This is a genomic window from Laceyella sacchari, assembly GCF_004343255.1.
GTDB lineage: Bacteria > Bacillota > Bacilli > Thermoactinomycetales > Thermoactinomycetaceae > Laceyella > Laceyella sacchari.
This window is the reverse complement of record NZ_SMDD01000001.1, coordinates 199,967-226,175: the sequence shown is the minus strand read 5'-3', so window position 1 is coordinate 226,175 and position 26,209 is coordinate 199,967. Positions and strand designations below refer to the sequence as shown.

The 26,209-nt window shown below is 43.0% G+C and carries 21 protein-coding genes and 1 pseudogene; 3 read left to right on the top strand and 19 right to left on the bottom strand.

Annotated elements, in window-relative coordinates; translation table 11 throughout:
- Window positions 1-250 precede the first annotated feature (250 nt).
- The 6 genes from EDC32_RS01135 to EDC32_RS01110 form a co-directional block, all read right to left on the bottom strand.
- Window positions 251-1,945, bottom strand: a complete 1,695-nt coding sequence (locus EDC32_RS01135; RefSeq protein WP_132219683.1) for a phospho-sugar mutase — start codon at window positions 1,943-1,945, stop codon at window positions 251-253.
- Between the two features lie 344 nt (window positions 1,946-2,289).
- Window positions 2,290-2,694: a disulfide bond formation protein B gene (locus EDC32_RS01130; RefSeq protein ID WP_132219682.1), complete on the bottom strand. Its 405-nt coding sequence runs from the start codon at window positions 2,692-2,694 to the stop codon at window positions 2,290-2,292.
- Window positions 2,695-2,706: 12 nt separating this feature from the next.
- The gene (locus EDC32_RS01125) at window positions 2,707-3,942 is read right to left on the bottom strand and encodes a SunS family peptide S-glycosyltransferase (RefSeq protein ID WP_132219681.1); all 1,236 of its coding nucleotides are present in this window, start codon (window positions 3,940-3,942) and stop codon (window positions 2,707-2,709) included.
- Window positions 3,943-3,993: 51 nt separating this feature from the next.
- Window positions 3,994-4,401: a thioredoxin family protein gene (locus EDC32_RS01120; RefSeq protein WP_132219680.1), complete on the bottom strand. Its 408-nt coding sequence runs from the start codon at window positions 4,399-4,401 to the stop codon at window positions 3,994-3,996.
- A 34-nt stretch (window positions 4,402-4,435) separates the two neighbouring features.
- Window positions 4,436-6,589 carry a peptidase domain-containing ABC transporter gene (locus tag EDC32_RS01115; protein WP_132219679.1) on the bottom strand — a complete coding sequence of 718 codons (2,154 nt, stop codon included), beginning with the start codon at window positions 6,587-6,589 and terminating at the stop codon, window positions 4,436-4,438.
- Window positions 6,590-6,663: 74 nt separating this feature from the next.
- Complete coding sequence (locus EDC32_RS01110) at window positions 6,664-6,846, bottom strand: sublancin family glycopeptide (RefSeq protein ID WP_132219678.1); 183 nt, start codon at window positions 6,844-6,846, stop codon at window positions 6,664-6,666.
- 1,000 nt (window positions 6,847-7,846) lie between these two features.
- On the opposite strand from EDC32_RS01110, the gene galU reads away from it, so the two are divergent.
- Complete coding sequence (gene galU, locus EDC32_RS01105) at window positions 7,847-8,710, top strand: UTP--glucose-1-phosphate uridylyltransferase GalU (RefSeq protein ID WP_132219677.1); 864 nt, start codon at window positions 7,847-7,849, stop codon at window positions 8,708-8,710.
- Between the two features lie 283 nt (window positions 8,711-8,993).
- Here galU and EDC32_RS01100 read toward each other — a convergent pair whose 3' ends face one another.
- The 3 genes from EDC32_RS01100 to EDC32_RS01090 form a co-directional block, all read right to left on the bottom strand.
- Window positions 8,994-10,103 (bottom strand): hypothetical protein, encoded by a 1,110-nt coding sequence (locus EDC32_RS01100; RefSeq protein ID WP_132219676.1) that lies wholly within the window; start codon window positions 10,101-10,103, stop codon window positions 8,994-8,996.
- Window positions 10,104-10,860: 757 nt separating this feature from the next.
- The gene (locus EDC32_RS01095; RefSeq protein ID WP_170176045.1) at window positions 10,861-12,990 is read right to left on the bottom strand and encodes a heavy metal translocating P-type ATPase; all 2,130 of its coding nucleotides are present in this window, start codon (window positions 12,988-12,990) and stop codon (window positions 10,861-10,863) included.
- Complete coding sequence (locus EDC32_RS01090; RefSeq protein WP_132219674.1) at window positions 12,971-13,348, bottom strand: ArsR/SmtB family transcription factor; 378 nt, start codon at window positions 13,346-13,348, stop codon at window positions 12,971-12,973. The genes EDC32_RS01095 and EDC32_RS01090 overlap by 20 nt, the downstream gene beginning before the upstream one ends.
- Window positions 13,349-13,403: 55 nt before the next feature.
- On the opposite strand from EDC32_RS01090, the pseudogene EDC32_RS01080 reads away from it, so the two are divergent.
- Window positions 13,404-14,184, top strand: a pseudogene (locus EDC32_RS01080) (electron transport protein); the annotation flags it as partial.
- Between the two features lie 399 nt (window positions 14,185-14,583).
- Here the strand turns inward: EDC32_RS01080 and yhbH are convergent.
- From yhbH to EDC32_RS01050, 6 genes are all read right to left on the bottom strand, one after another.
- A complete protein-coding gene (gene yhbH / locus EDC32_RS01075) occupies window positions 14,584-15,732 on the bottom strand; it encodes a sporulation protein YhbH (RefSeq protein WP_132219671.1) in 1,149 nt (382 codons plus the stop codon).
- Between the two features lie 60 nt (window positions 15,733-15,792).
- Complete coding sequence (locus EDC32_RS01070; protein WP_132219670.1) at window positions 15,793-17,691, bottom strand: PrkA family serine protein kinase; 1,899 nt, start codon at window positions 17,689-17,691, stop codon at window positions 15,793-15,795.
- 235 nt (window positions 17,692-17,926) lie between these two features.
- The gene (locus EDC32_RS01065; RefSeq protein WP_132219669.1) at window positions 17,927-18,667 is read right to left on the bottom strand and encodes an HAD family hydrolase; all 741 of its coding nucleotides are present in this window, start codon (window positions 18,665-18,667) and stop codon (window positions 17,927-17,929) included.
- A 79-nt stretch (window positions 18,668-18,746) separates the two neighbouring features.
- Entirely contained in the window at window positions 18,747-19,211 is a 465-nt protein-coding gene (locus tag EDC32_RS01060; protein ID WP_132219668.1) for a tRNA (cytidine(34)-2'-O)-methyltransferase, read from the bottom strand.
- A 55-nt stretch (window positions 19,212-19,266) separates the two neighbouring features.
- Window positions 19,267-19,743 (bottom strand): amidase domain-containing protein, encoded by a 477-nt coding sequence (locus EDC32_RS01055; protein ID WP_132219667.1) that lies wholly within the window; start codon window positions 19,741-19,743, stop codon window positions 19,267-19,269.
- 88 nt (window positions 19,744-19,831) lie between these two features.
- Window positions 19,832-20,371 (bottom strand): methylated-DNA--[protein]-cysteine S-methyltransferase, encoded by a 540-nt coding sequence (locus EDC32_RS01050; protein WP_102991639.1) that lies wholly within the window; start codon window positions 20,369-20,371, stop codon window positions 19,832-19,834.
- Between the two features lie 506 nt (window positions 20,372-20,877).
- Here EDC32_RS01050 and coaA point away from each other — a divergent pair.
- Window positions 20,878-21,789: a type I pantothenate kinase gene (coaA, locus tag EDC32_RS01045; RefSeq protein WP_132219666.1), complete on the top strand. Its 912-nt coding sequence runs from the start codon at window positions 20,878-20,880 to the stop codon at window positions 21,787-21,789.
- A 98-nt stretch (window positions 21,790-21,887) separates the two neighbouring features.
- On the opposite strand, the gene queG is transcribed toward coaA, so the two are convergent.
- The 4 genes from queG to EDC32_RS01025 all read right to left on the bottom strand — a co-directional run bounded on the left by queG (window position 21,888) and on the right by EDC32_RS01025 (window position 25,998).
- Window positions 21,888-23,024: a tRNA epoxyqueuosine(34) reductase QueG gene (queG, locus tag EDC32_RS01040; protein ID WP_132219665.1), complete on the bottom strand. Its 1,137-nt coding sequence runs from the start codon at window positions 23,022-23,024 to the stop codon at window positions 21,888-21,890.
- 117 nt (window positions 23,025-23,141) lie between these two features.
- A complete protein-coding gene (gene rnhA, locus EDC32_RS01035) occupies window positions 23,142-23,573 on the bottom strand; it encodes a ribonuclease HI (protein ID WP_022737879.1) in 432 nt (143 codons plus the stop codon).
- Complete coding sequence (locus tag EDC32_RS01030) at window positions 23,570-25,288, bottom strand: ABC-ATPase domain-containing protein (protein WP_132219664.1); 1,719 nt, start codon at window positions 25,286-25,288, stop codon at window positions 23,570-23,572. The genes rnhA and EDC32_RS01030 overlap by 4 nt, the downstream gene beginning before the upstream one ends.
- 137 nt (window positions 25,289-25,425) lie before the next feature.
- The gene (locus tag EDC32_RS01025; protein ID WP_246026812.1) at window positions 25,426-25,998 is read right to left on the bottom strand and encodes a uracil-DNA glycosylase; all 573 of its coding nucleotides are present in this window, start codon (window positions 25,996-25,998) and stop codon (window positions 25,426-25,428) included.
- Window positions 25,999-26,209 lie beyond the last annotated feature (211 nt).

Here is a 26,209-nt window from a genome sequence, read left to right as displayed (position 1 = left end):
GTACGGAAATCACGCGAGGGACAGATATACAAAATACAGAGTAAGGTATTTTCAGCAAATGTTGGAGCGTCACTCCGTCACCAACCATCGCAACTCTTAAACCATCTGAACGAAGTTGCAGTAAAAGGACAAAAAAATTGAAGAATGGTGATTACAGACCCGCAACAACCTGTTCTTTTCTTTCTCTATAGTATGTATAGTATTGTATCTTTAAGATGAACTAAAACCTCCTCTTAAATTAGAGGAGGTCTCATGACTTGCCGAAAAATAAAGCTAAAGTATTCTTTTTTAACTTATCCAGCTTTGTTTGGGAATCTCGTAAGCTTGTTCCCTTGACACCGAAATAAAATTTGATCTTTGGTTCAGTTCCCGACGGACGGGCAGCAAACCAAGAACCATCCTCCAAAAAAAATTTCAACACATTCGATTTCGGGAGGCCTTCAATCCCCTGCATATAGTCTTTACAGTCTATGACTGAAATACCTGCAAGTGATGTCGGAGATTCTTTTCGAAGCTGTTCCATAATGTGATTGATTTTATGTCGACCTTCAATGCCTTTTAACGTGATAGATACCGTTTCTTCTTTGAAAGAACCTACCCTCTCAAATAAACGAAGCAAAGCCTGGTGCAGGGTTAACCCTCGTCTCTTGTAATATGCCCCCATTTCTGCTACGACCATACATGCTTGCACCGCATCCTTATCGCGACAGAAATCACCAACAAGATAACCATTGCTCTCTTCATATCCAAATATGAATGTTTTTTCTTTCGTCTCTTCAAATTGTTTGATCTTTTCACTGATATATTTAAATCCGATTAGCGTGTTCATCGCTTCCACACCATATAGTGTGGCAATAGCTTTGCCTATCTCCGAAGTCACAATAGACTTTATGACTACACTATTTGGTGGCAAATCTCCTTTTTGCGCACGTTGTGACAAAATATATTCCAATAAAAGCGCTCCCAACTGATTACCATTTAACATGGCAAACCGTCCTTTTTCATCCCGAACTACGACTCCAACCCGATCAGCATCTGAATCAGTTCCGATGATTATATCCGCCCCCCATTTTTCTGCGGCTTCAATAGCCAATTTGAATGCATCATACTCTTCAGGATTTGGAGATCGAACTGTGGAAAAATTCGGATCGGGATGCTCTTGCTCCGGTATGACAAAGATATGGTTAAACCCAAGATCAGCAAGTAAACGGCGCACCGGTTGATTGCCTGTTCCATGGAGTGGAGTGTAAACCACTTTGTAATCCTTGTTGTATTCCTTTGGTTGCGTAGCAAGTGTTCGAAGCTTCGCTTGATAAGCTTCATCCACATCTTCCCCAATCCACTCAAAAAGCCCTTTCTCCTGAGCCCAACTCATATAGGCTGCCCTCACTTTTAATTCATCTGGAACACTCGCAATTTCCGCCGTAATGGCATCGGCCAATTCCGTGGTTATTTGTCCCCCATCAGGTCCATATACTTTGAACCCATTATATTCCGGAGGGTTGTGACTCGCTGTTATGACAATCCCCGCTGTTGCATTCAAATAACGTACAGCAAAGGACAATTCCGGTGAGGGACGAACCCCCTCAAACACATAGACCTTAATCCCGTTTTTTGCTAACACGAGTCCCGCTTCCCGGGCGAAATCCGGAGACTTATGCCTGGAATCATAAGCGATGACTACTCCTTTTCGCTTAGCTTTCTCCCCTTGCCCGGCTATATATTGAGATAATCCCTGAGCAACTTTTCGCACCGTATATTCATTCACTCGATTGGTTCCCGCCCCCATTATTCCGCGTAAGCCTGCTGTGCCGAATTCGAGAAACTGATAAAAACGATCTTCTATTTCCTTGTCTTGATTCATTATTAGTTCTAATTCCTGCTTAAGCTCTGGATTCAACTGATCATCCATCATCCAGCGTTCGTATTCTTTCATGTAATCCATACAAAACACCACTCAATTTGATTATTCTTATACATTCCTTAAAGTCACTTTGGGCGGTTTATTTTCTAATAGGATATTCAGGACATTCAACATTTCTTTAGAACAAGTCTTATTATTTGGTCAGAGACTCCAAAAGCGATTTACCATTTGCTACTCATTGGGAAAAATTTTTTCCGCCTTGTTTCACTAGACACGTTCTAGTTACCCAACCCATAAATAAAACCGTCGCAAATTAAGTTAATTGCGCCGGTTTTGGACCTGGTTTGACAGTCGAATTTTTTATATTTTCAGGGGTTCCTTCAATCGAAATTTAGTTGGAACCAACAGTTTTATTTAAGAATTATTTATTTCTTAATAAGACATGAGAAAACTAAGATTAACAGAAAAGCAAATCCACTCAATAACGGCAAAGTAATAAAGCCAAAATATTGAACTTGAATGGATGAACAGTCACTAGCAATGTTACAAAAACTACTCTTTGTGTGTAGCATTTGAATTACATACTGATATAACGATATAGTAAGACCTATTAAAGAAAGTGCTCCAGTATAATATTTGACATTTGGGTCTTCTTTTAAAATAGAAATGACTATAATGAGTGGTAATGGAAACATACAAATCCTTTGATACCAACATAATTCACAAGGAACTAAACCAACCACCTCACTATAATACAAACTCCCCACAAGAGCTACCAATGAGATGGATAAAGAAAGGATTAAATATATGTTTTGGGATACTTGTTTCATTGGTTACATCCTTTATAAATCAATCTTTTTTATTTCATCAACATTATTTTTAAATGCGTTTTTAAAATCATCAGATTCAATCTGATTATAAGTTCTTTTTACACTATCTATATCTAATAGAAACAAATACATATTTGATATTAAATATCTGATATGATCTAGCTTTGGATTCATCACACTGTATTTTTGGGAATTTCCGATGCTTTTTTCCAAAGAATCGATCAAATTTTTAGTTTTATTTCTAATGTCTACAAATATCATAGATGCTTTAAAGTAGTCTGTGTCTATACATTCGGGGAACTCTTTTTCCAATAACATTATATGTTCATATAACATCTTAAAATCGCCCGTTTGTAATAGAACATCACAAAACAATAGAATTGTTTCAAAATAGTATCGTTTGTAGGAACTTGATTTATACAGAGTAACTGCTTTCAAGAGAATATTCTTTACTACCTGTATATCCTCTTTATATTCATATAATTCCCTTCCATAAAAATAAAACCATTTAGGGTTTTGTGGTTCTTGTTCTATCATTTCCTTTATTAAATTCAAATTTCTTTCGATCTTTTTTCTCTGATCAACTATTGTTGCATCATACCCATCATGGTGTACTTTGATATTTACATCGATATTAAGGGGAACCGTATAGTCAGGAAAAAGAGGTTCTTCATGAACCTTACCGTAAAACTTAATATCATATTTTAACGGAAACATTTTCCTGTTATCTATTTGTATGTTCCCATTATGCTCATGAATAAGAGGACTAATCAAACATTTAATATTCAGGAATTCGATCAGCTTTGCAATCCTCTTTGCTTTACCTTTGTTTTCAGTATCATACCAATTATCTGCGTCAATAAAGTAAACCCATTGCGTAGAAGCATGTTTAATAATTTGGTTCCTATGATGAGAGAAATCATTTATCCAGGGTTCGAAAAAAATTTTAACCTCAGGAAAATTCTCTTTTACGATTTTTACAGTATTATCCGTTGAAAAAGAATCTAATAAAATAATCTCATCAAACTCGCCTACTATACTATTTAAACACCTGTAAATACACCTTTCTTCATTGTATGTCATAATGCCGCAACAAATATCCGGGACATCAGCTTTTTCGTAGTTAGCAACCAATGACTTTAAATCATTAACATATGGCAATTCAATATGCTTACAAGATTCAACATTTAGAATGAAACCTAAATCAGAATACAGGGAAGACTGGGGATAATGCTGTTTTAGCTCCATATAAAGACTACCTATGCTTTTCAATCTAATCTTCCTTTCTAACTTACATTATTACTTCTTCATCAGAAACTCAGCCGTTTCTTTTTCTGAATGAAAACCCTCTATCCGACTTACCTCTTTGCCATTTTTATAATGTATTATTGTCGGTGTCTTCGATATCTTATTATCCTTAAAATAGGATAAGTCATAATTACCATTTTCCTCTGTATTAAGAGCTTTAATATTAATATTTTTTTCTTTGATTATCTTATTTAAAATAGGCTTCATTTGTTGGCATGCTGGACAGCTGGTTTTATATATATATACAGTCAAAGTGTCATTGGATTTTATTTGTTTTTTTAATGTCGCTAATGTTACTTTTTCATAAAGTGGCTTTTCTAGGTTCTTAGAGTTAAATATCATAAACACAATAGCAACAGAAGTAATTAATAATAGAGAGAGTACAATATATTTTCTCATAATCCTATCACCTCAAATCCTATACAATAACAACTTATAAAGGAGATTCAGGTTGTTTTTGAATAACTTTCGTTGGGCTTTCACCAGAGATTTCAATTAAACTATTATTTTCAAGGATAAATTTACGATCAAAATTTGCCACAAATTCTATGTTATGCGAAATAAAAATAATCATGCAATCTAAGCTTAGTAAATTATTCACTATAACTTTTAAACTCTCTGGATCTACATTGCTTAGTGATTCGTCTAATATTAATACACTTGGTTTATGAAGAATTGCTCTTGCTAAAGAGAGCCTTTGTCTTTGTCCAGTTGAAAGATTAGTAGCTTGTTCATTTAAATAATATTGTAATCCTTTAGGCAAAGAGGCAATATGTTCATAAATACCAGCCAAATGACAAGCAATGATTATCTCATCTTCTGTAAAATCAGCCCCCATACAGAGATTTTCTTTAATTGTCCCTTTAAATAAAAAGGGATGTTCGTTAAGGTAAATAATCTCTTTTCTTAATTCATTATGATCGTAGTAATTAATATCGATCTCATTTACAAACACCATCGAATTCTTGATGTTATAGAATTTAACTAAAGACTGTACTAATGTACTTTTCCCGACACCGCTTTTCCCTGCTAAAAGTATTTTTTCATTTTCATAAAATGAAGCACTCACATTTTCGAATGTATTATTTATGTGATCAAAGCTATAAGTGAAGTTTTTAAACTCAATTTTTTTTACTTTATCTAACTTTTTCATTTGTTGTGTTGGAGAATTAACTGGGTAATTAATAATTTCAGAATATCTCTCAGCAGCCACAAATGCTTTTTGCAATTCTGATTGAATACTGATTAAACTATCTAAAGATCCCATCATAAAGCTCACAAGGGAACTAATTAACAATAACGTTCCTAAAGTAATAGAATCATTTAATACCTGTTGTGCTCCAACCCATAAAACAATAATTGAAAAAGAAGTCTGTACAAGAATTTTTAGAGTGTCATTTATAGATACTACTTTCATTTCCTTTGACATAGCATCTAATTGATTAGAATATATTTCTTTGAAGGATTTAAGGAAATAATCTTTCTTATTAAATGCATAAATTGTTGGCATATTTTTAATGAATTGGACTAAAAATGAAGTTGTATTAGCACGAGATTGCATTAATTCTTTATTTTTCTTATCCAAGGTCTCATAAAACAAAATAGTTAAAGTGACAAGCAATAATAATGGCAATAGCGTCGTAAGAAATAAAGTTTGATTAATTTTATACAAAACTGTTCCGATACCAAGAATAATAATTAAATCTAACACAGCGGCAATTACATTCGTACTAAAAATGGTTCTAATATAAATACTATCGTCGAACCGAGAAATAATCTCTCCATCATCTCTATTTTTAAAAAATCTGATTGGCAGCTTCGTTATTTTATTAAAATAGCTGTCGCTTATTTTTTTATCCAGTGTACAGGATAATTTAATAATAAAGTGATTTCTGAGGTAAGAGAAGATCACTCTAAGAATGTTGGCACCTAAAAACATTAAAGCAATAATATTTAACATATCATATAAGTACATAGGAATGATAAAGTCCACTATCGACTTTAAAAATAAAGAGACAATGACTGCTACAAACACGATTACCAGGGAACAAAAGAAAATCGCCGAGACAAACAGTTTATTATTTAAAATAAAATCTTTAATAATGTTTATTTTGCTATTCTTATCTTTATAATTCGCCTCGGAAGTAGAACCGTTATGCTCAATAACAAGTAAAATACCAGTAAAGTTTTTGTTAAACTCATCAATTGGAAGTTTGGTTAATGTTTTTTTCTGTGGATCGCTAATTATGAGATTTAAGCCCTTCTTTTGATAAATGACAATGTAATGCCCTTCTTGATCATTATTATTATCTACCTTTACTAAAGCAATGCTAGGTTTGTCTATATGATCAAAAACCTCTACTAGCTTTTCTTTATTTACTTCAAACGCTTTACAAGTAAATGTACCAAAGCTCTTAAAGATAGAAACTAAATCTTTTAAATTATACCCTTTTTTATCTATAATGAGGTCTCTTAAATAATCTATCCCAAAATCATAACCATAATACTTAAGTATTGAAGATGCACAAGCCAAACCACAATCATGACTTCTATATTGTTGTGTATGTATAAAATTATTAGTACCCATAATTCTACCCTCAAAAATAAAATAAATGTAATATGAGGAGGGCGGATAACTCCTTCCTCCTCAATGTAATTTAGTTATTTGCAATATTGATCATAGAGATCACAGGCAGCAGGTCTTCCATGCCACATACCACCGCATCCGATGGTTCCACCACTTGCACATTGAACAAAAAATGCTGCACATTGAGCTGCAGTAAAACCATTACCAGCATACTGTTCCAATTCTTCCAACTTCAATTCTTTAAATAGTTGATCCATCAATATCACCTCTGTAAAGAATTGAATAAAATTATTTTGTACTCCATCATTTTAATAAATACATACTTTAATAGTCAATAACTAATTAACAAAATTATATAAAATTATTCATTTTACGATCGAATCGATTTATTATTACCATGATTTTTTATGTAAATTAGTAAGCATAAGTTGTTATAATAAATTAAATAGAGCCATTTCAGGGGGTGATTATGTGAAATGCACCAATGATAAAAAATAATTTACATTAAACCGATAATCATTTTATAAATTCCATTTATTTTCGATAATAATATTATAAAAAATGTTTAATAATTGATTTATGTAGTTTTTTATTTGGTAATAAAAACAAATAATAGCATTTGCGTAAATATGATTCTTTGTAAGTCAGAGACGCCCCAGCTTTTGAGCCTGACGCTCCACTTTATCTCTACAGGGGGTGTGAGATTTCCGACATTTTGAATAAATCGACGACATGACGAATTACAACAGACTTGATCGTCAATAAGATGATCCGGCCTAGTGCGAAGCCTTGTTGAGCACAACTTGGAAAGGAAACGGCATTGAGTAATTCTGGTAATTGGGTAAAGGCATGTTGATGACAGGGAGTAATTGTAAAAGCAGGCGGTAAACCATCTCTCACCAGTAAGATGGATTTAAATTATCAGACCTCTATGGTTTTATTCAAGTCCCTTATACTAGAAGTAATGCCCGCCTTTTTTGTCGAGTCTACGACGTGCTGATGGGATCAGACAAACATATCAACATTGGAAACGGCTTGGTAATAAGTCTGAAGTGATTTCGTACTAGATAATTCTTATTCCAACCTTCCGCAAAATTCCGTTCAAAACGGCTCGGTTCTTGTTTTTGTTGTTAACATTCCAGGAAATTCATAATCGATTCACCAGATACACTCTAATTAGCTGGTTAATTAATAACCGGCTTCTTTACTTTCACCATTGTACTCATCTATAAACAAGTAATGTGGAGGACGTTATTAATGCCGATTAAAAAAGCAATTATTCCGGCTGCTGGATGGGGGACAAGGCTTTTACCTGCAACAAAGTCCTTGCCTAAAGAGTTGTTTCCAATTGTTGATAAACCAGTTATTCAATTTATTGTTGAAGAAGCAATTAATTCAGGAATCGAAGATATCATTATAGTTGTGAGTAGCCATAAAAAATCAATAGAAGATTACTTTACTCAATCTGCAGAGCTAGAGGCATTTTTAAAAAGGAAAAACAAAAATGAATATTTGAATATAGTCAAGAAGCTTTCCGATTTAGCAAATATAAATTATGTTTATCAAAATGAGATACTCGGTTTAGGTCATGCCATTTTATGTGCAAAAGAATTTATTAACAATGAACCATTTGCCGTATTATTAGGAGATGACATTATTAAAAGTGAAGTACCAGGTTTGAGCCAGCTTATAACCAGTTATCAAAAGCTTCAACGTCCAATAATAGGTATCCAAAAAATTCCTGAAGAAGAGTTACACAGATATGGAGTAATAGACCCTGAAAGTAAGAATTTAAAAGGAGATTTAGTATCAGTCCGTCAATTAATCGAAAAACCCAAAATGAATCCTCCATCAAATTTAGGAGTAATAGGCAGGTATGTTTTAGATAGTGATATATTTAATTTCTTGTCTAGAACAGAATTTGGCGTAAACGACGAAATACAGTTAACTGATGCACTAAATGAAATGGCAATGAACAAAAGAATATATGCGCAAATTATACAAGGCAAGCGTTATGATATTGGAAATAAGTTTGGATTTGTAAAAGCTGTTGTTGATTTTGCTATTGAAGATCAAGAAATCAATCATAACGTTAAAAGATACTTACAAAGTTTTGAGTAATTCTGCCATCATTAACTATTTGACCTCTTTAGGTAGTATCTAAATGTCTTATTTCCTCCTTTACCTTTTAAAATTCTCTTGATTTTAGTCAACTTACCACCATTAGTGATCCATGAAGTTAAAAAACCACCTCCCCAAGCTGCTGCCCGGAGAGGTGGACTTTACCTTTACTCATTCTCCTTTCTATACAAAACTTCGTTACATCAGACTTATCAGAACAAATTGAATACCGCACATGTTCATTTCTATAATAAACTTCTACATGGCAACTAAACTGCTCACCTCACTTCCACTCAATCACTTGCAGTTCTTGATCTGTCGCCACCCGGATTTTGTCCCCATCACGATGCCAGCCAATGGCGTAAATGTAGTTTCCGTTCACTTTCATCTTCAGCTTCAATGTTCCGTTTTCCATATCAAAGAATAGCAACTGACCACCCGGGGCTGTGCAAACTACTTCCTTTTCTCCAACCAATACTTTGCCTGCATATCCTTTAGAACCATAAGTACCTTCTGAGATTCCCCATTCCAAGCCGGTCAAGCGATAATCGATCGTTACCCGCCACAATTCATCCTGACGCGTTGTTGATAGGGCGATCAACTCTCCTAGCCATCCAGAGGAATAGTGTTGACGATCACTCATTTTCCATTCACTCGGACCCATCGTCTTAAAACAGAACAGGTTGGTGGAATTGGCGTGGAAACAAAAATCAGAAATTCTGTCACCGATATGATAACTTAATGGCTGTTCTTCCACGGGTTGATGTTTATGATGCAAGTTCGGAAAGAGATGCAACACTGCACTACTACAATATTTCCACTCATTCACCGCCAGCTGCTTTTGGTCAGGTGAAATACTCATTTTATGAACAACAGCTCCATAACCAATCTCTTCCGGTTCAATATAATTCATTTCCCACCACGAACGGGCAAATGAGTCTCCTGTCTCTAAATCAATCCAAGCGATCCCTTCTGCTTCATCGGCCTCTCCATAATATTTGTAGGTATCAACCACCAGCCAGCGCCCATCCTGACTAAGGCACATATCAAAAGCTTCTTCGTGTATGAACTCATTCTTGATCTGATGCAAGCAACTTAGATCGGCTGTACTTCGTATCTCAATCCGACTAAGCGACTGAACCATGATGGCAAACCACTTTCCCTCTGGGGAAAAGACTAAATCTTGGATATCGGCTGTTTCAAATCCATCCACAAATGTGAGCTCTGGTATATAACGCCAACGACCTAGCTGACCGCTGTTCTTTATTACAAACAGCTCATCTTTGACGGGGTGTAGATAAGCCCTTCGACTTTGCCGATAATATTCACACCATTCTCCAGGTTCCAACTCCTTTGGGGAGGATAATGGTTTTTCTGCATTATGCGCTTTCATTCTTATGCGACTCCTCTTGTGAAGGTTGATTTTAACCAATAATATTCAGGGAGCCGTATTGGCTGTGGCTCCCTGATCATTCTAAGACTCGTTTGAAAAGCTTTGTTTTCTCGTGCTTTCACTTTCTCCTTAACCCGATCCCTTTGAGTGAGATCACTGTCTTTTTCGCCCCGACTCAGAACTTTATTACTATGCACGATCACTTAGGGGGGGCGTTTTAAAAGCATACGTTCAGTCGTGCTGTATGCTGTGAAATGTCCCGCTGTAGCGCATACTGCCGCATTCCGGCCGCCTTTGACCACCATTTTCCACATGTCACTCCATTTTAATTTTCTGGTTCCTCGAGTATCCATCAACGTTTTCATGATCGTATCTGAAACTTTATCCTGAATAAAGATCCCAAGCACTCCGGTTGACCCTGAAGTGGTCGAAACCATATAGCGTCCTAAATAAAGATGTCCGACTAACGACATATCTGACACGAATTCCTTTACACTTTCTATGGTAACTCTTCGCATAATAAGGGGAGTTCAATCACAAAAACGGATGAGGTCGGCCAAACGAGATCGTTGCCGGGAGAGTATGACTTCCGGTTTGCCATGTTTCATCTTCCAAATATCTATAGCTGCTTTTAAAGGTGTCAAATTCTCCATCCATGCCATCTCCATATCTTTTGTTAAAAACTCCATTGGCAGTAAATTAGCTGTGGATGAAACAGACGATTGTCTTACGTTCTATAGAATCGGCTGTTTCAGTTTTACTTAGCTACATTTAATAACCGAAGTCCGTTCAAGGTTACGATTAACGTTGCTCCCATATCTGCAAAGATCGCCATCCAGAGGGTGAGCCAACCTGGAACAATGAGTAATAAGGCGATCGCTTTAATCACTAAGGAGAATGAAATGTTTTGGTTAATAATCCGTAAGGCTTGACGACTTAATTTGATTGTAAATGGTAGTTTTCGTAGATCATCCGCCATGAGTGCAATATCGGCTGTTTCCAAAGCAGTGTCCGTACCCGCTCCACCCATGGCAATCCCCACAGTAGCAGACGCGAGTGCTGGAGCATCATTGACTCCATCACCGACCATCGCAACTCTGGAACCATCTGAACGAAGTTGCTTAATAAACTCTAACTTTTGATGAGGAAGGAGATCGGCTTGGATCTCTCCAACTCCTAAGCGCTGACCGATCGCATTTGCAGTTGCTTGGTTATCTCCAGTCAACATCACGGTTTTCCTAATTCCTAATTGATGAAGTTGTTGAATTACTTCTTTACTGCTTTCACGAACTTCATCTGCCACCGCAATCAGAGCAAGAGCCTCGATTTTGGTTCCCAGAACGATAACTGTTTTCCCTTGGGTTTGAAGTTGGAGAATCAGCTGAGAATGTTCCTCAGATAACCCATTAGGTAATAGCTCATTGAACAATGCTGGACTTCCCACATAATAATGATTTCCTTGAACGTTCGCTTGAACCCCTTTACCTGTAAGGGAGGTAAAGTCTTCTACTGTCAGTGACTTAATATCCATCCCTTTTTCTTCTGCTTTTCGAATAATCGCAGAAGCAAGAGGATGTTGCGAATTTTTCTCGATCGCAGCAGTAATCGCTAAGTATTCATCTTCTTTTTCTTTCACAAATGCCACGATGTCTGTCACCGCAGGAACACCTTTCGTTAAGGTTCCTGTTTTATCAAAGGCAATAGCAGAGAGTGCTCCTACTTCTTCTAAATGAATCCCACCTTTAATGAGAACTCCGTTTCGAGCCGCATTTCCGATCGCTGTCACAATCGAAACTGGAGTGGAAATGACTAAAGCACAAGGGCATCCAACCACTAGCAGGGCTAGCCCACGATAAATCCAATCACTCCACTCTCCGCCAAAGAGTAATGGAGGAACCGTAGCTAGAAGTAGTCCTAAAATCAGAATGGCAGGCGTATAAATTTTTGCAAACCGATCAACAAAAGCCTGAGAAGGGGCACGTTCCGCTTGAGCCTCTTCCACTAGGTGAATGATCTTCGCAATGGTGGTATCCTCAACCCGCTTCGTTACTTTGACTTCCAATAATCCTTCTTCATTCAACGTTCCTGCAAACACTTCGTCATCGACTGTTTTCGCAACTGGAATCGACTCACCTGTAATATCTGCCTGATTGATGGAAGAGGTTCCTTTCACTACGACTCCATCCATCGCTAACTTCTGTCCTGGTTTCACAATCATGATATCCCCGATGTGAATCTCATCCACTGGAACAGTTAGTTCTTCGTTTCCCCGTCGGATCAAAGCTTGTTTGGGAGCGATATCCATTAAAGAGCGAATGGATTGACGAGCTTTGTCCATTGAATACCGTTCTAAAGCTTCACTAACGGCGAAGAGAATAACAACGGTTGCTCCTTCTCCCCATTCACCAATGGCCGCAGCACCAAGGATTGCAATCGTCATTAAGGTACCCATATCGAACTGGAGACGGAATAAGTTTTGAATTCCTTTAATAAAGAGTCGGTATCCACCAATGAGAATAGAAGAAGCGTAAAGAAAAATCGTCAGTAATCCTTCTTCGCCATAAAACTCACTAGCTCCCCAACCCGCTAACAGAAGTGCAAGGGAAAGAAAGAGACGAATATTTTCTTTGTTTTTCCAGAAAGGAACCCGTTCCACTCGGATTTTTTGATTCTCAGGAGCCACTTTGAGATTCTCAAAAGACCCTGCTTTCTCTAATTGCTCAATCGTGGGTTGAGTACCATATACCGCAATTTTAGAGGCTCCAAAATTAACCTTTGCATCTGTTACGCCAGGGATGTCTTTTACATTTTTCTCAAACTGTGCCGCACAATTGGCGCAAGTAAAGCCTCGAACACGATACACTTTTTTATCTTGCGCTTGCTCCATACTCACTCATCTCCTTATTGTGATCAAAGGCCAAACGGACCATTTGCTTTACATGATTATCATCTAACGAGTAAAAAACCAGCTTTCCTTCTTTTCTATACTTGGCCAGCCCCATATTGCGTAACAAGCGCAAATGAAGGGAAGCAGTAGCCAAAGAGGAATTAATAATATTGGCTACGTCACAGACACATAGCTCTTCTTCTTCCACCAATGCATAAGCAATTTTCAAGCGGGTTGGATCAGCTAAAGCTTTAAAGAGTTTTGCTGTATCCACCGGATCAACAGTTTTTAACGAAGCTTGAACCTGTTTGACCTTTTCTTCGTCATAACAGTAAATTTCACATTGGTCCTTCTTCATGGATTAAACACCTCACTTAAACAGTCAAATGATCATTCGATTATATTTTAACCATGAAGCGTTTTATAAAGAAACGTTTGGCAACGAAGCCTTCTTGACCGACATCATGGGAATGGTCGATGGTGCGATTTCTGTCCCTGCGATCATGAAAGCGATTATCAAATTACGAGGAAAAGGAACGGATAACCTTAAAGTAGAACTAGCAAAAACGGTGACTGTAGGTGGAAAAACATTTAGAAAAGGAACATTGGTCGATACGATAATCAATGTTCCAAAGGGGACATATCTTCCGCTAGGTGCCTGTTAAGCTTTCAGAAGGCTGGATGAAGGTAGGAATCAGTTGTGCAGCCTGTCATGCGACAATGCAAAGGGAGACTGGCCTCGTTGTGGAAGGAGCTCCTAATCTGAACTTGAATAATGGTCTTCTCATGGCGATGGCGACCAATTCAGCCGTATATTTTACTCACGCAGAATTCACTCCCAATCAGCTAAAATCATTACGCCATCACCTCAAACAAAAGGGGAAAAAGGTTAATTTACCTGATGTTGAAAAAGTGGAAAAACAGGTAGATCGAACCTTTCTAAAGTGGCCACCGGGCTTTTTCGATTCAACGATTGATTTGAAGAGCAACCCAACCAAAATCCCCGATTCATTCATTATTGGTGACTATCCTTTTGGTTGGAGTGGTTTCGCGTCTGCTGGCCCTTTCCATGGGTTAAGTACTTTCTCCATCAATGTGCACGCACAAAATTCTGATTCACTATCTCAATCCAAGATCAGTAAGCCGTTATTTGGTATCGATAAAGATATGTATTTGGGTGCTATCCTCCGATCCAAATAAAGAAAATTCATCATCGTTTATCAAGTTCAAAAAGGTCCAACTCATAAAACTAAAACAAGTACTTTACGAATTACAAGCAAAAGAAAACTATCAACACGAACTACTTGAAACAAAGCAATACACTTTTGAAACGTTCATGAAGCGACAAAAGATTGTTAAAGATCAAATCAGCATAACACAAAACCAAATAGAAGCACTTGAAGAAGAAATTGAATCGGAGATTCAAAAGAGAAAAGAAAAAACAAGTTCATTCCTAAAGTAAAAAACGTTTGTCTACCTACCGTGAAACGGATGATGTGTATAAAAAAATCGCCTCCTCAAGTCTGTACTTGAGAAAGCGACCTATCTTAGAAAAAAAGCTGATGAGTCTAAAGTTGAACTGTTTCCTCGAATTTAACCCTCTTGTTTCTTCCCAAAGAAATGCTTCAACGCCTCATATACTTGCGCTTTTTCTCTGATCACAAAATAAGAGAACCGATCTTCTTTTACATGCCGGTAAGCGCTCATCAAGGTGCTGTTGCGGTTGTACTGGTTTACTTCTCCGTAGCCAAAGAGGTTGGATCGTTTAAGGATTTCCTTGACCAGTCCAACACACCGTTCGTTGTCGGAGCTGAGGTTATCCCCGTCGGAGAAGTGAAAGGGATAGATGTTGTAGCGGTCTGGGGGATAGTGGCTGTCGATGACTTCGAGGGCTTTGCGGTAAGCGGAGGAACAGATGGTTCCCCCGCTTTCCCCTTTGGTAAAAAAGGATTCTTCGCTCACGATTTTGGCTTCGGTGTGGTGTGCGATGAAGACGATCTCGACGTTTTCGTATTTGGTGCGGAGGAAACGAACCATCCAGAAAAAGAAGCTTCGGGCGATGTATTTTTCAAAGACGCCCATGGAGCCAGATGTGTCCATCATGGCGATGACGACAGCATTGGAGTGGGGTACGACGACGTCATCCCACGTTTTGAAGCGCAGGTCGTCGTCATGGATACGGATTTTTTTGCGACCAGTCATAGCATTTCGCTTGATGGCGGAGAGCAAAGTGCGGCGTTTGTCGATGTTGCCCATCAGGCCTTTTTTGCGGACGTCGTTGAACCGGATGTCGTCAGTGGTGATTTCCAACTGTTCTTTGCGCTCGAGGTGGGGCAGCTCCATTTCGGCGAAGAGCATCCCTTCCAGCTCAGCGATGGAGATTTCTGCTTCATAATAATCCACGCCCGCTTGGTCACCGGCGCCTTGACCTTTGCCCGGCCCGGCTTGGCCCGACGACGAATCCTTGCCCAATACATCCCCAACTTTGCTGTCGCCATTGCCTTGGCCGACGTGTTTACCTTTGTTGTAGTTGTAGCGAAAGCGATATTCTTCCATGGAGCGGATGGGGATTTTGATAATCTGTTGCCCGTCGGACATAATGATACTTTCTTCGCTGACCAGGTCAGGCAAATTTTTGCGGATGGCTTCTTTCACCTTCTCTTGATGGCGGCGTTGGTCTTCATAACCCTTGCGGTGAAGCGACCAGTCTTCCTCTGACACGCTGAAATGGGGGTGTGACATACCTTTCACCTCCCGGATGGAATCTGGGTGACTAACAAGGGAACCATTTGTAACACCAGCTTAACGATTCAACAGGCTGCCTACATAGCGAAGCAGTTCATTGGCGCTGGCCGGAGTGTACCCGTAATCCTCGACCAGACGATTGATCACCTCATTGATTTTTTTCAATTGGTTTTCGTCTGGCGTCTTGGTGGTAGTGGTGATTTTTACTACGTCTTTCAAGTCGGCAAACAGCTTTTTCTGGATTGCTTCCCGCAGGCGTGGGTGGGTGTTGTAGTCAAAACGCTTGCCTTTGCGCGCATAAGCGGAAATGCGGATAAGAATTTCTTCGCGGAATGCTTTTTTGGCGTTTTCAGAAATGCCGATTTGTTCTTCGATGGAGCGCATCAGCTTTTCATCCGGCTCCAGCTCCTCTCCAGTAATCGGATCGCGGATCTTTTGCCAGTTGCAATATGCTTCGACATTGTCGAGATAATTGTCCATCAAGGTTTTGGCCGATTCTTCATAGGAGTAGACAAAAGCTTTTTGCACTTCTTTTTTGGCGATTTCATCATATTCTTTGCGGGCGATGGAAATGAAGTTGAGGAATTTTTCACGTTGTTCGGGGGTGATGGACGGATGTTGATCCAGTCCTTCCTTAAGGGAGCGCAAGATATCTAATGCTCCGACAAAGTTGGCCTCTGTCTTGATCAATGCGCTGGAGATACGATTGATCACATAGCGAGGGTCGATCCCGTCCATGCCTTCGTCGAGATGCTCATTGCGCAGTTCCTCGATATCGATGTCGGCCATGCCTTCGACTGATTCGCCGTCATAAAGGCGCATCTTTTTGAGCAGGTCGACACCTTGCTTCTTGGATTCTTTCAGGCGGGTCAGGACGGAGAAGATAGCGGCAGCTCTAAGCGAATGTGGGGCGATGTGGATGTGAGCCAAGTCACTTTGTTGGATCAATTTTTTGTAGATGTTTTCTTCTTGCGTAACACTTAAGTTATACGGCACCGGCATTACAATGATCCGTGATTGTAGCGCTTCGTTCTTTTTGTTGGCGATAAAAGCTTTGTACTCCGTCTCATTGGTATGGGCCACAATCACTTCATCGGCGGAGATCAAGGCGAAGCGGCCTGCTTTGAAGTTCCCTTCTTGCGTCAGGGAAAGCAAATTCCACAAAAACTTCTCATCGCACTTCAACATCTCCTGAAACTCCATCAGTCCGCGGTTGGCTTTATTCAGCTCTCCATCAAACCGGTAAGCGCGTGGGTCAGATTCTGAACCATACTCGGTGATGGTGGAGAAATCGATGCTACCGGTCAAGTCGGCGATGTCTTGCGATTTTGGGTCAGAGGGACTAAATGTGCCGATTCCGACGCGCTCATCTTCGGACAAGAGTACCCTCTCAACGATCACATCTTCGATACGGCCTCCATACTCTTCTTGCAACCGAAAGCGGCAAGAGGGGCATAGATTGCCTTCAATGCGGACGCCAAACTCTTGTTCAAATTCCGGACGAAGTTCACGCGGTATCAAGTTGAGCGGTTCTTCATGCATCGGGCATCCCTTAATGCCGTAAAGGGCGCCCTCATCGGTGCGCGAGTATTCTTCCAACCCCTTTTTGAGCAAAGTGACAATGGTAGATTTCCCGCCGCTGACAGGTCCCATCAACAGCAGAATCCGTTTGCGCACATCCAAGCGGCGCGCGGCCGAGTGGAAATATTCTTCGACGAGGCGTTCAATGGCACGCTCCAGTCCGAATAATTCCTTGCTGAAGAAAAGGTATTTTTTATTCCCTTGCGAGTCGGTTTCAATACCGGCTTTGGCGATCATGTTATAAACGCGGGAATGCGCGGTTTGAGCTACTCGGGGATTTTTCTTTATGATATCCAGGTACTCGGCGAAGGTTCCTTCCCATTGAAGTTCTTTCTCACGGTTTCGATACTCGGCAATGCGCTTGAGAATATCCATGGAAAGCCTCCTCTCCTTCGGTCAAGCGACCAAACAAGGTGTTTGATTTTTCTGAATAAAAATCTGAAAAGATTTTCAATTTCATAGAGAATGAATGATAGAGAGTGAACGAGTAGATTTATAGCATATATATGCTACAGATCGAAAGTTGTTACTTCTATTTTATCAAAAAATAAAGGAAAAAGATAGAAAAACCTTGGTGCAAAAACCAAGGTTTTTCCACACTCACTCATGGTTATCTCACCTTCAATGCCTCCGCGGCAAACAACTCTTTGCCCTCGCGAATCGCTGACAACAGCTCGGCGGCGGTTCCTTCCATATCAAAAGGGTAAACAGGCTGGCCACGGTCAATGCGGTGTTGCTGTAGATAAAAGGTTTTCATACCCACCGTGGAAGCGACCATATCCTCTTGCATATCATTGCCGATCATGACGCATTCTTCCGGTTTTACACCCAAGCCATCAGCTACTTCCAGATAATAACAGGGCTGTGGTTTGCAAAAGTGCATCTCTTCATACACTGTCACAAGCGAAAACGGCAAATCATCCACCCCAGCCCAGCGCATCCGTTCCCAAATTGCTTCTTTGGGGAAAACCGGGTTAGTAGCCACAGCCACTTTGTATCCTCGCTCCAACGCGGCCTGCACCACTTCGCGCATGAGCGGCTCCCGGCCAACATGGGTTTGTAGTTTCGGGAATTCCTCACGGTAAAACCGGTCAAACACAGGCCAAATCTCTTCTTTGCTCACCTTGGACACTTCCAGAAAAGTCCGCTCGAAGACTTGCTCATTGGTCAGTTGTTCATCGGTGTTTTTAATCATTTCTTCTGTGGCGTGCCAAATCATTTTCACCAACTTGTCCGGTGGAATGACATGGGCTACTTGCGGAGCCAAGGCACCCAAATACACGTTCACAAACGCTTCCGTATCCATGGGAAGCAGTGTTCCATCCAGATCGAATAAGCACGCTTTAATCATGCCTGTTCCCCTTCTCTCTACATTTATACTGATCGGTCAATTAAAGCCGCACCCCTCCCCAGAAGGGGCGGCGACGCTCTTATACAAGACCCGGGAAGCCGATTTGACGCATTGCTTCATACACAACAATGGCAGCGGAGTTCGACAAGTTCAGTGAACGGGTCTGCGGCTTCATCGGAATCCGAATCAACGTCTCCGCATGGGCGGACAAGATGTCCGGGGCTAGTCCTTTCGTCTCTTTGCCAAACACAAAGAAATCCCCTGGTTGGTACTGATGTTCAGTATACGTTTTTTTCGCCTTGGTCGTTGCGCAAAAAAAACGCCCGTCCGGGTATTTTTCTTTCAGTTGAGCAAATGAATCATGATGTTGAATATTTAAGTCATGCCAATAATCCAACCCAGCCCGCTTCAGTTTGGCATCATCAATCTTAAAGCCCAATGGGTGCACCAAATGCAGTTGCACCCCTGTCACGGAACAGGTCCGGGCGATATTTCCTGTGTTTTGTGGAATTTCCGGTTCTACCAGCACAATATGAAACGGCACAGCGACATCCCTTCCATCTATCTATGACTCGATCACGTTCCTATTTTACCGCAACCTATTCAATATGTAAAAAAGCGTAGCGCGTCTGCGGGGTCCATGCATGAGAGGCTTTGTAATCCCATGGGAAATGCCGCCTGCTGATGGTGCGGGCGTTGACCAACGGACTACCGTCCTCGGCAAACGCGGTGATGATGGTGTTGTGATTCCACCGGCCATCTCCTTCCCAGTCGTAACAGATTACGTCCCCCAATTGCAACTGGCCGACATCCCCTACCTCCCGCGTTCTCCCCGTCGGTCCGCCACGCTTCAAGAAGAGACACAACGAATGGGCCACCGCCCACGAGTGACTCCAACTCGCCTGTCCGTTCCGCCCCCGCCGATACCACCAACCGCGGGCCATGGGTAATCCTCCAGCTCGCAGGCATTGTGACACGAAATTGGTGCAATCGTCCGCAAACGCCTTGTAGTAAGGGTTGGGCCGACTCCAAAACGTTTCTGCATACTCCACCGCGCGTGCCCGATCATAAGCCATGTTCCCACTCCTCCCATCTTTATAAAACCTTTATGAGAAGGAGTGCGCATCTATTACAAAAAGAAAAAGCAGCCTACGCTGCTCCACTTCAGTCCCTTTCGTTTGGCTTAAGCCAGCCTTCTAAAGTAAGCAAATATTCCTTGATATGGAGTCCACCACCATACCCTACCAGTGACCCATTGGAACCGATCACTCGATGGCAAGGTATCACGATGGAAACGGGATTTTTATTGTTAGCCCCACCCACCGCGCGCACCGCCTTGGGAGCGCCAATGCCCTGGGCCACCTCTTTATAACTGCGAACTTCCCCGTAAGGAATGGTACGCAAATAACGCCAGACCAACTTTTGAAATGGCGTTCCGTATAAATCAATCGGCAGGTCGAACTCGCGCCGTTCCCGTCTGAAATATTCCTCCAACTGGATGATGTACGGTTGCAACTCGTGATCGTTCCGTTCCAATCTCGGATTTGGAAACCAATTGTTCAACCACATCTGCAAGCCTCTTGTTGGCGAGTTTTTGCGGCTGAACATGATATGACACAAACCGTGGTGACTGGCTACCAAGGTTAGCGGCCCGATCGGACTGTCAATTTGACTCCAGACTATGCTCTGTGACCCAGGGGTCATCAAAGGAACCCTCCCTATTTGCAAGTCTTTGTTATTTTACAATGAAATTATGACTTTCGCGAGACAATATCCCACTGCAATCTACTGATTCCAATTAAAATAGACGTTACCAATGCATAGGAAGTTTCATTTTTTTCAAAACATGAACAGTCAAGCTCTACTCTCTCCTCCCATCTATCTTACCTCTTTTCACTCCGAATTGGCACATGAATTCCTTAGCGGAAGAAATTCTCATCCATACTGCTCGTATGTAAAACATTTCAGATGCTGACGCATCAAAGGTTTACCCCGTTGCAAGGAGCCCATTTTCTATGTTTATCTGAATTTTTTGCCGTTTATCAACTCCTTGCTCTTTCAATCAGCCTCGTTGTGCTGTGCGTGTTCCCCCACAAATCCACTATAATGAAAGAAAATGTTTCCCTTACTTCAAGAGAACCGCATCCCGCCGCACAGGAAACCTTCTCTCACACGGTTGATGAGACCATTACTGGAAAAAAGGTGATCGCATGTCAAATAAGGCCTTTTTTACATTTGACCGGCAAAGCTTTCAACAGTGGTTGCCCGCATATACGGCATCCTCCCATTTGCCATCCGCTCCGCTCTCGCTGCTGGTTTCTGATGAAGAAATGGCCGAGGTGTATCTTCCTCTCTCCCAATTGTTGTATCTCCAACTCTCGCAAACGAGATCATCGCAACATATGTGGGAGAACTTTTTCCAACGCCCTTGGCCCAACATCCCTTATCTGATCGGCATCACGGGCAGCAGTGCTTCGGGCAAAAGCTCCTTCGCCCAAGTGTTGAAAGAGTTGTTCCACCGTTTTCCCGAACAACCCCGTGTGGAGATTGTTTCGACGGACAGCTTTTTATTGCCCAACCGCATCTTGCATGAGCGGGGCATATTGGAGAAGAAAGGATTTCCTGAGAGTTACGACTGGAAGCGGTTCCTCCAATTCATGTTGGATATAAAGACCGGCGCAGATGAAGTGGAGATTCCCGTCTATTCGCACCTTTTGTATGATCTTGTTCCCGATCAGTCGCAATCCATTGCTGCACCAGACATTTTGCTGATTGAAGGTGTCAACTTGCTTCATCCGCAAACAACCTTGTCCGCTACGCCGATCCAAAGCTTGTTTGATTTGCTCATCTATCTTGACGCAGAGCCGGAGCACTTGTTTCACTGGTTTATGAAACGGTTTCAGGAGTTTCGGAATCTGGCGCGCAATGCGCCACAATCATATTATTACGATTTGGCCCAGTTGCCTGATGAAGAAGCCCTGTCTATTGCCGAGCAAGCTTGGCAGGAGATTAATCTGCCCAACTTGCAAACCTACATCCATCCCCAGCGCCATCGGGCCAAACTCATCATAAAAAAAGGTGCCAACCATCAAGTGGAAAAAATCTATTGGCGGACGTGGTGAAAAAGCCTCCGTCTGCCAGATGAACCGGCAACAGATGCTACCTACACAACAACCCCCCGCGGTCACATTGACGTCCCGCCGGGGGGGGTTGTGTACTTTCATGCGTTTTGCGCCATGTCCAATGCCTTGCCGATCTCATGCAGGACCTCCTGGTCCCCTTCTTTTTCCTGGGCTTTTTGCAATGCTTCCAGCACTTCTTTTCCGCCGATTTTCCCCAAAGCCCATGCGGCAGTACCCCGAATCACCGGGCGAGGATCTTCTGCCAATAGCCGCACCAGATCGGGAATCGCCGTTTGATCCTTGAAATGAGCCAACGCGATGATAGCATTGCGTTGAATCGGTTTTTTGCCACGCCAAGCCCCTGACATCCGTCCAAATCTCTCTTTAAACTCTCGATTGCTCATCTGGAGCAACGGCTTTAACAGCGGCTTCACTTTTTCGGGATCCGGCTGAAACGCAGTCTGATGGTCAAAGTGGCGTTTACGATTCTTCGGGCATACCGTTTGGCACGTGTCACACCCGTACAAACGATTGCCCAGCTTACTCCGATATTCCTCCGCCAGAAAACCCTTTGTTTGGGTCAGATAGGCGATGCAGGCCTGCGCATTCAACTGCCCTGCCTGCACAATTGCCCCAGTGGGGCAGGCATCGATGCAGATTGTGCAATCCCCACATTCATCTGTGGCCGGTGTGTCAGGTGGAATGTATACATCCGTAATCATTTCCCCCAGATACACCCATGAGCCGAACTCCTTCGTGATGATGGATGTATTCTTCCCGCTCCATCCAATACCAGCCCGCTCGGCAACCGCGCGATCTGACAAAGCTCCTGTATCCACCATCACTTGGGTTCGCGCATCAGGCACCAACTCTTGGAGATAAACGGACAGCAAGCTCAGCTTCTCCCGCAGAACATGATGGTAATCCTCGCCCCACGACGCGCGGCAGAAAATGCCTCGATACGCACCCGACTCCGAACGGGGTGGATTCTTCAGTTTGGAGGGGTAGGCCAGTGCGATGGCAATAATCGATTTAGCCTCGGGCAACGACAGTTCTGGTCTAACCCGTTTCTCGATGTCCGGCTCTTCAAATCCTGATGCATATCCCTTCTCCTGACTCTCTTTCAGCCGCTCCCGCAACGCGATAAATGGGTCAGCGGTGGTGAATCCGATTTTGTCGATGCCGATTTCTTTTGCTTTGCTGATGAGTTTCTGTTTCAAATCTGCACTGTTCACACGGTCCCCTCCTTTTCCTTAGATGTTGTTCCGCTTGGCGGCACCTGCCCCTTCCGTCGACAATTCGAGATGTTATTATACCATGGCGATCTCCCTGCGCTCTTGCCAGTTTCTCCCCTATCTCGGCACGGCCGCGCGGGCCAATTCATCACAGCGGTTGTTCAATTCGACATCGCTATGCCCTTTCACTTTGATAAACTCCACTTCATGCTCCTCGCACAAGGCCAGCAACTCCTGCCACAAATCCTTGTTTTCAACTGGCTTTTTGCCTGCGGTCATCCAACCGTTCTTGATCCATTTGACATACCATTTTTGCTGAAAACAATTCACGATATAAGCACTGTCTGAATGCAATTTGACCCGGCATGGTTCCTTCAGCAACTTGAGGGATTCAATGACGGCCATCAATTCCATCCGGTTGTTCGTCGTCTCCCGTTCCCCTCCGGAAATCTCCCGGCGGTGCTGACCATACAAGAGCACCGCCGCCCATCCGCCCGGCCCCGGATTGTGTGAGCAGGCACCGTCGGTATAGATGATCACTTCCTTCATCCTTTGTCCCCTCCTTTTACATGCAGAGAACGCAAGCGATTAATTGCTTGGGCGATCTCATACTTACGCGGCAAAGCCAGATCACCCGGATGCTTCCCTCGGAATGGCGAAAGCACATCCAATCCGTGTGCTTCCACCTCTTTCAAACCAGCTTCAATCAGCTGCCGCAAACTCGCTCGTCCATCTGCACGTTCGCCGATCCAACGCATCATCAGTGCAATCGCTCTGGTCTGGCTGGTATCCACCAATTGCTCACTGGCAGACAAGTCAACCGCCTGCGTACCGTAAAGAATGGCATGTCGGCCTTTCGCTTCCGCTTTTTCCCGCCCTTTGCGATCCGCTTCCAGCCCTTTGGCCAACGGTGAACGGGCAGTGATCTCCCCGAAAGTCGCACCGCCTTCCCGCACACGTCCGCTCTGTTGGTTGCCAGCAATCTCTTTCGCCTTAGCAGTCACATCTTGAGGCAGGTATTGATCCATCATGATCACAAGATCAGCCACATCAAAATAATCTCCTGATCCACCGATGACCAGCACGCTGGACACGCCTTTTTCTTCATACAGCTGACGCACTTTGTCGATGAATGGAGTAATTGGTTCTTTTCCTTTAGCTACCAAGGCCTGCATTCGGGCGTCGCGAATCATAAAGTTGGTGGCGCTGGTGTCCTCGTCTATCAGCAGGCAACGACAACCCATTTCCAAACTCTCCATGATGTTGGCAGCCTGCGAGGTGCTACCACTCGCATCCTCGGTGGAAAAACGTGTCGTATCTCGCATCAAAGGCAATTGATTGATGAAGGGTGAAATATTTACTCTCTCTACTCGGCGCCCGTCCTCTGCACGCACCTTGACCGTGTCGGGATCGGTCAGCACATATTCCCGTCCATCTCCTTCAATATGGTTGTAAACACCTCGTTCCATCGCTTGCAATAAGGTGCTTTTACCGTGATATCCTCCGCCGACGATCAAGGTGATTCCGCGGGGAATCGCCATCCCGCTGATGGATTCCCCATGTGGAACCGGCACGGTTTGTCGCAGGGACGGGGGAGCGGCAAACGGTATGACCTGCTCTCCGCGCAAGGGTCGGTCACTGATGCCGCTTTCGCGTGGCAAAATTGCCCCATCTGCCACAAACGCCACCCAACCCCGTTCGCGCATCGCTTGGCGAATCGCTTGCTGATTGTCCACCAAGCACATCCGCTGCTCGATGGCCCGCTGATCCGCTTCACTCAGGGTCGCCACTTGCTGGACACACTGAGGCAACACGGTACACAACATCTCAGCGGCAGCTTTGCCCATCACCGTCCGCCCCCGCGCCGGCAACCCGATGTGGAGGCGTGCTTCCAACCACTCCGGTGTAACGACGACTGCCGTACGCTGTAAAATCGCTTGCCCAGGACGATCAATGGCGATCAGGCCGCTTTTGCCTGTGCCTGAGATACGGGGTGCCGATCGGTCAAGCTGTCGTACCCATTTGCGGACAAACCAGTCTTCCAGGGCCGTCCTGCGGAAAGTGCTTGCCATCCAATCCTGTTTCCAAGAGATACGTGCACCGGGAATGCGCACGCGTATGCGGGACGGCGAGGCAAAAGGATCTCCCTGCACATAGTCGACAAACAATTGGAAGTGGGGAAACCGATATTCTCCTGTTAAATCTTTATACGCTTTGTATCCTTTTCCATCGATGCGGGTCAGGATGCTCCGCAATCGTTCCATCGTCTGATCACCTGCTTCCTTTATTCTGCGTATGGGGCATGCCTGGCAAACAAGCGGTGCAGTGGAAGGAAAAGCCTTTTTCTCAATGAGCGCTGTCACGTGTAATCCTGCTTACCCATTCACCAGACACGTCTTCATCAACTGTTCATACCGGCCAACACTTCTTTGTATGCGTCCCGAATCTGCTGAAAATCCGCCCAGGCCTCCCGTTTGGCTTCCGGATTGCGCAACAGGTATGCCGGGTGAAACGTCGGCATGAACCGCACACCTTTCTTCTCCACCCATTGACCGCGGACACGGGTGATTCTCGCCTTAGGATCAATCAATGCCCGGGTGGGAGCCGAGCCCAATGTCACAATGATTTTGGGACGAATCACGAGAAATTGCCGCCGCAAAATGACGATGCAAGTGTTCATTTCATCCTCGGTCGGCGTCCGGTTGCCTGGCGGACGGCATTTCACAATATTGGTTATGTAAATCTGTTCCCGCGGGATTTCCGCCGCCGCTAACATCTTGTTCAACAACTGCCCGGCTTTCCCGACGAAGGGGCGCCCTTGGATATCCTCGTCCGCTCCCGGCCCTTCACCCACAATCATCAACGGGGAATGGGGGTTGCCTTCTCCAAGGACCACTTGTGTTCGCCGCTCATGCAATCTGCACATCGTGCAATGTTGCACCCGATGAAATAATTCATCCAATCCCATCTGCATCCTCTCTATCTCCTCTCTATTTGTCCCAAGTTTTTTCACTGGCGGCGGAACGTGTTGTCAAGACCTTTTCATTGTACGATGTGCGGCCGCCAATGGAAAGGGCGGCGAAGAGAGCTTCGGCATGATATACTTGGTTGGCAAGCTTCATCAAAAATGAATCATTTCTCAATTTCCGCTTGACCTTATACCCGTACACTGAAAGAGATAAAGG

Bases quoted from the DNA above. Each gene is read 5' to 3' on its own strand.
- EDC32_RS01135 (WP_132219683.1), bottom strand. From the start codon at position 1,945: ATGGATTACATGAAAGAATACGAACGCTGGATGATGGATGATCAGTTG.
- EDC32_RS01130 (WP_132219682.1), bottom strand. From the start codon at position 2,694: ATGAAACAAGTATCCCAAAACATATATTTAATCCTTTCTTTATCCATC.
- EDC32_RS01125 (WP_132219681.1), bottom strand. From the start codon at position 3,942: ATGGAGCTAAAACAGCATTATCCCCAGTCTTCCCTGTATTCTGATTTA.
- EDC32_RS01120 (WP_132219680.1), bottom strand. From the start codon at position 4,401: ATGAGAAAATATATTGTACTCTCTCTATTATTAATTACTTCTGTTGCT.
- EDC32_RS01115 (WP_132219679.1), bottom strand. From the start codon at position 6,589: ATGGGTACTAATAATTTTATACATACACAACAATATAGAAGTCATGAT.
- EDC32_RS01110 (WP_132219678.1), bottom strand. From the start codon at position 6,846: ATGGATCAACTATTTAAAGAATTGAAGTTGGAAGAATTGGAACAGTAT.
- galU (WP_132219677.1), top strand. From the start codon at position 7,847: ATGCCGATTAAAAAAGCAATTATTCCGGCTGCTGGATGGGGGACAAGG.
- EDC32_RS01100 (WP_132219676.1), bottom strand. From the start codon at position 10,103: ATGAAAGCGCATAATGCAGAAAAACCATTATCCTCCCCAAAGGAGTTG.
- EDC32_RS01095 (WP_170176045.1), bottom strand. From the start codon at position 12,990: ATGGAGCAAGCGCAAGATAAAAAAGTGTATCGTGTTCGAGGCTTTACT.
- EDC32_RS01090 (WP_132219674.1), bottom strand. From the start codon at position 13,348: ATGAAGAAGGACCAATGTGAAATTTACTGTTATGACGAAGAAAAGGTC.
- yhbH (WP_132219671.1), bottom strand. From the start codon at position 15,732: ATGTCACACCCCCATTTCAGCGTGTCAGAGGAAGACTGGTCGCTTCAC.
- EDC32_RS01070 (WP_132219670.1), bottom strand. From the start codon at position 17,691: ATGGATATTCTCAAGCGCATTGCCGAGTATCGAAACCGTGAGAAAGAA.
- EDC32_RS01065 (WP_132219669.1), bottom strand. From the start codon at position 18,667: ATGATTAAAGCGTGCTTATTCGATCTGGATGGAACACTGCTTCCCATG.
- EDC32_RS01055 (WP_132219667.1), bottom strand. From the start codon at position 19,743: ATGGCTTATGATCGGGCACGCGCGGTGGAGTATGCAGAAACGTTTTGG.
- EDC32_RS01050 (WP_102991639.1), bottom strand. From the start codon at position 20,371: ATGACCCCTGGGTCACAGAGCATAGTCTGGAGTCAAATTGACAGTCCG.
- coaA (WP_132219666.1), top strand. From the start codon at position 20,878: ATGTCAAATAAGGCCTTTTTTACATTTGACCGGCAAAGCTTTCAACAG.
- rnhA (WP_022737879.1), bottom strand. From the start codon at position 23,573: ATGAAGGAAGTGATCATCTATACCGACGGTGCCTGCTCACACAATCCG.
- EDC32_RS01030 (WP_132219664.1), bottom strand. From the start codon at position 25,288: ATGGAACGATTGCGGAGCATCCTGACCCGCATCGATGGAAAAGGATAC.
- EDC32_RS01025 (WP_246026812.1), bottom strand. From the start codon at position 25,998: ATGCAGATGGGATTGGATGAATTATTTCATCGGGTGCAACATTGCACG.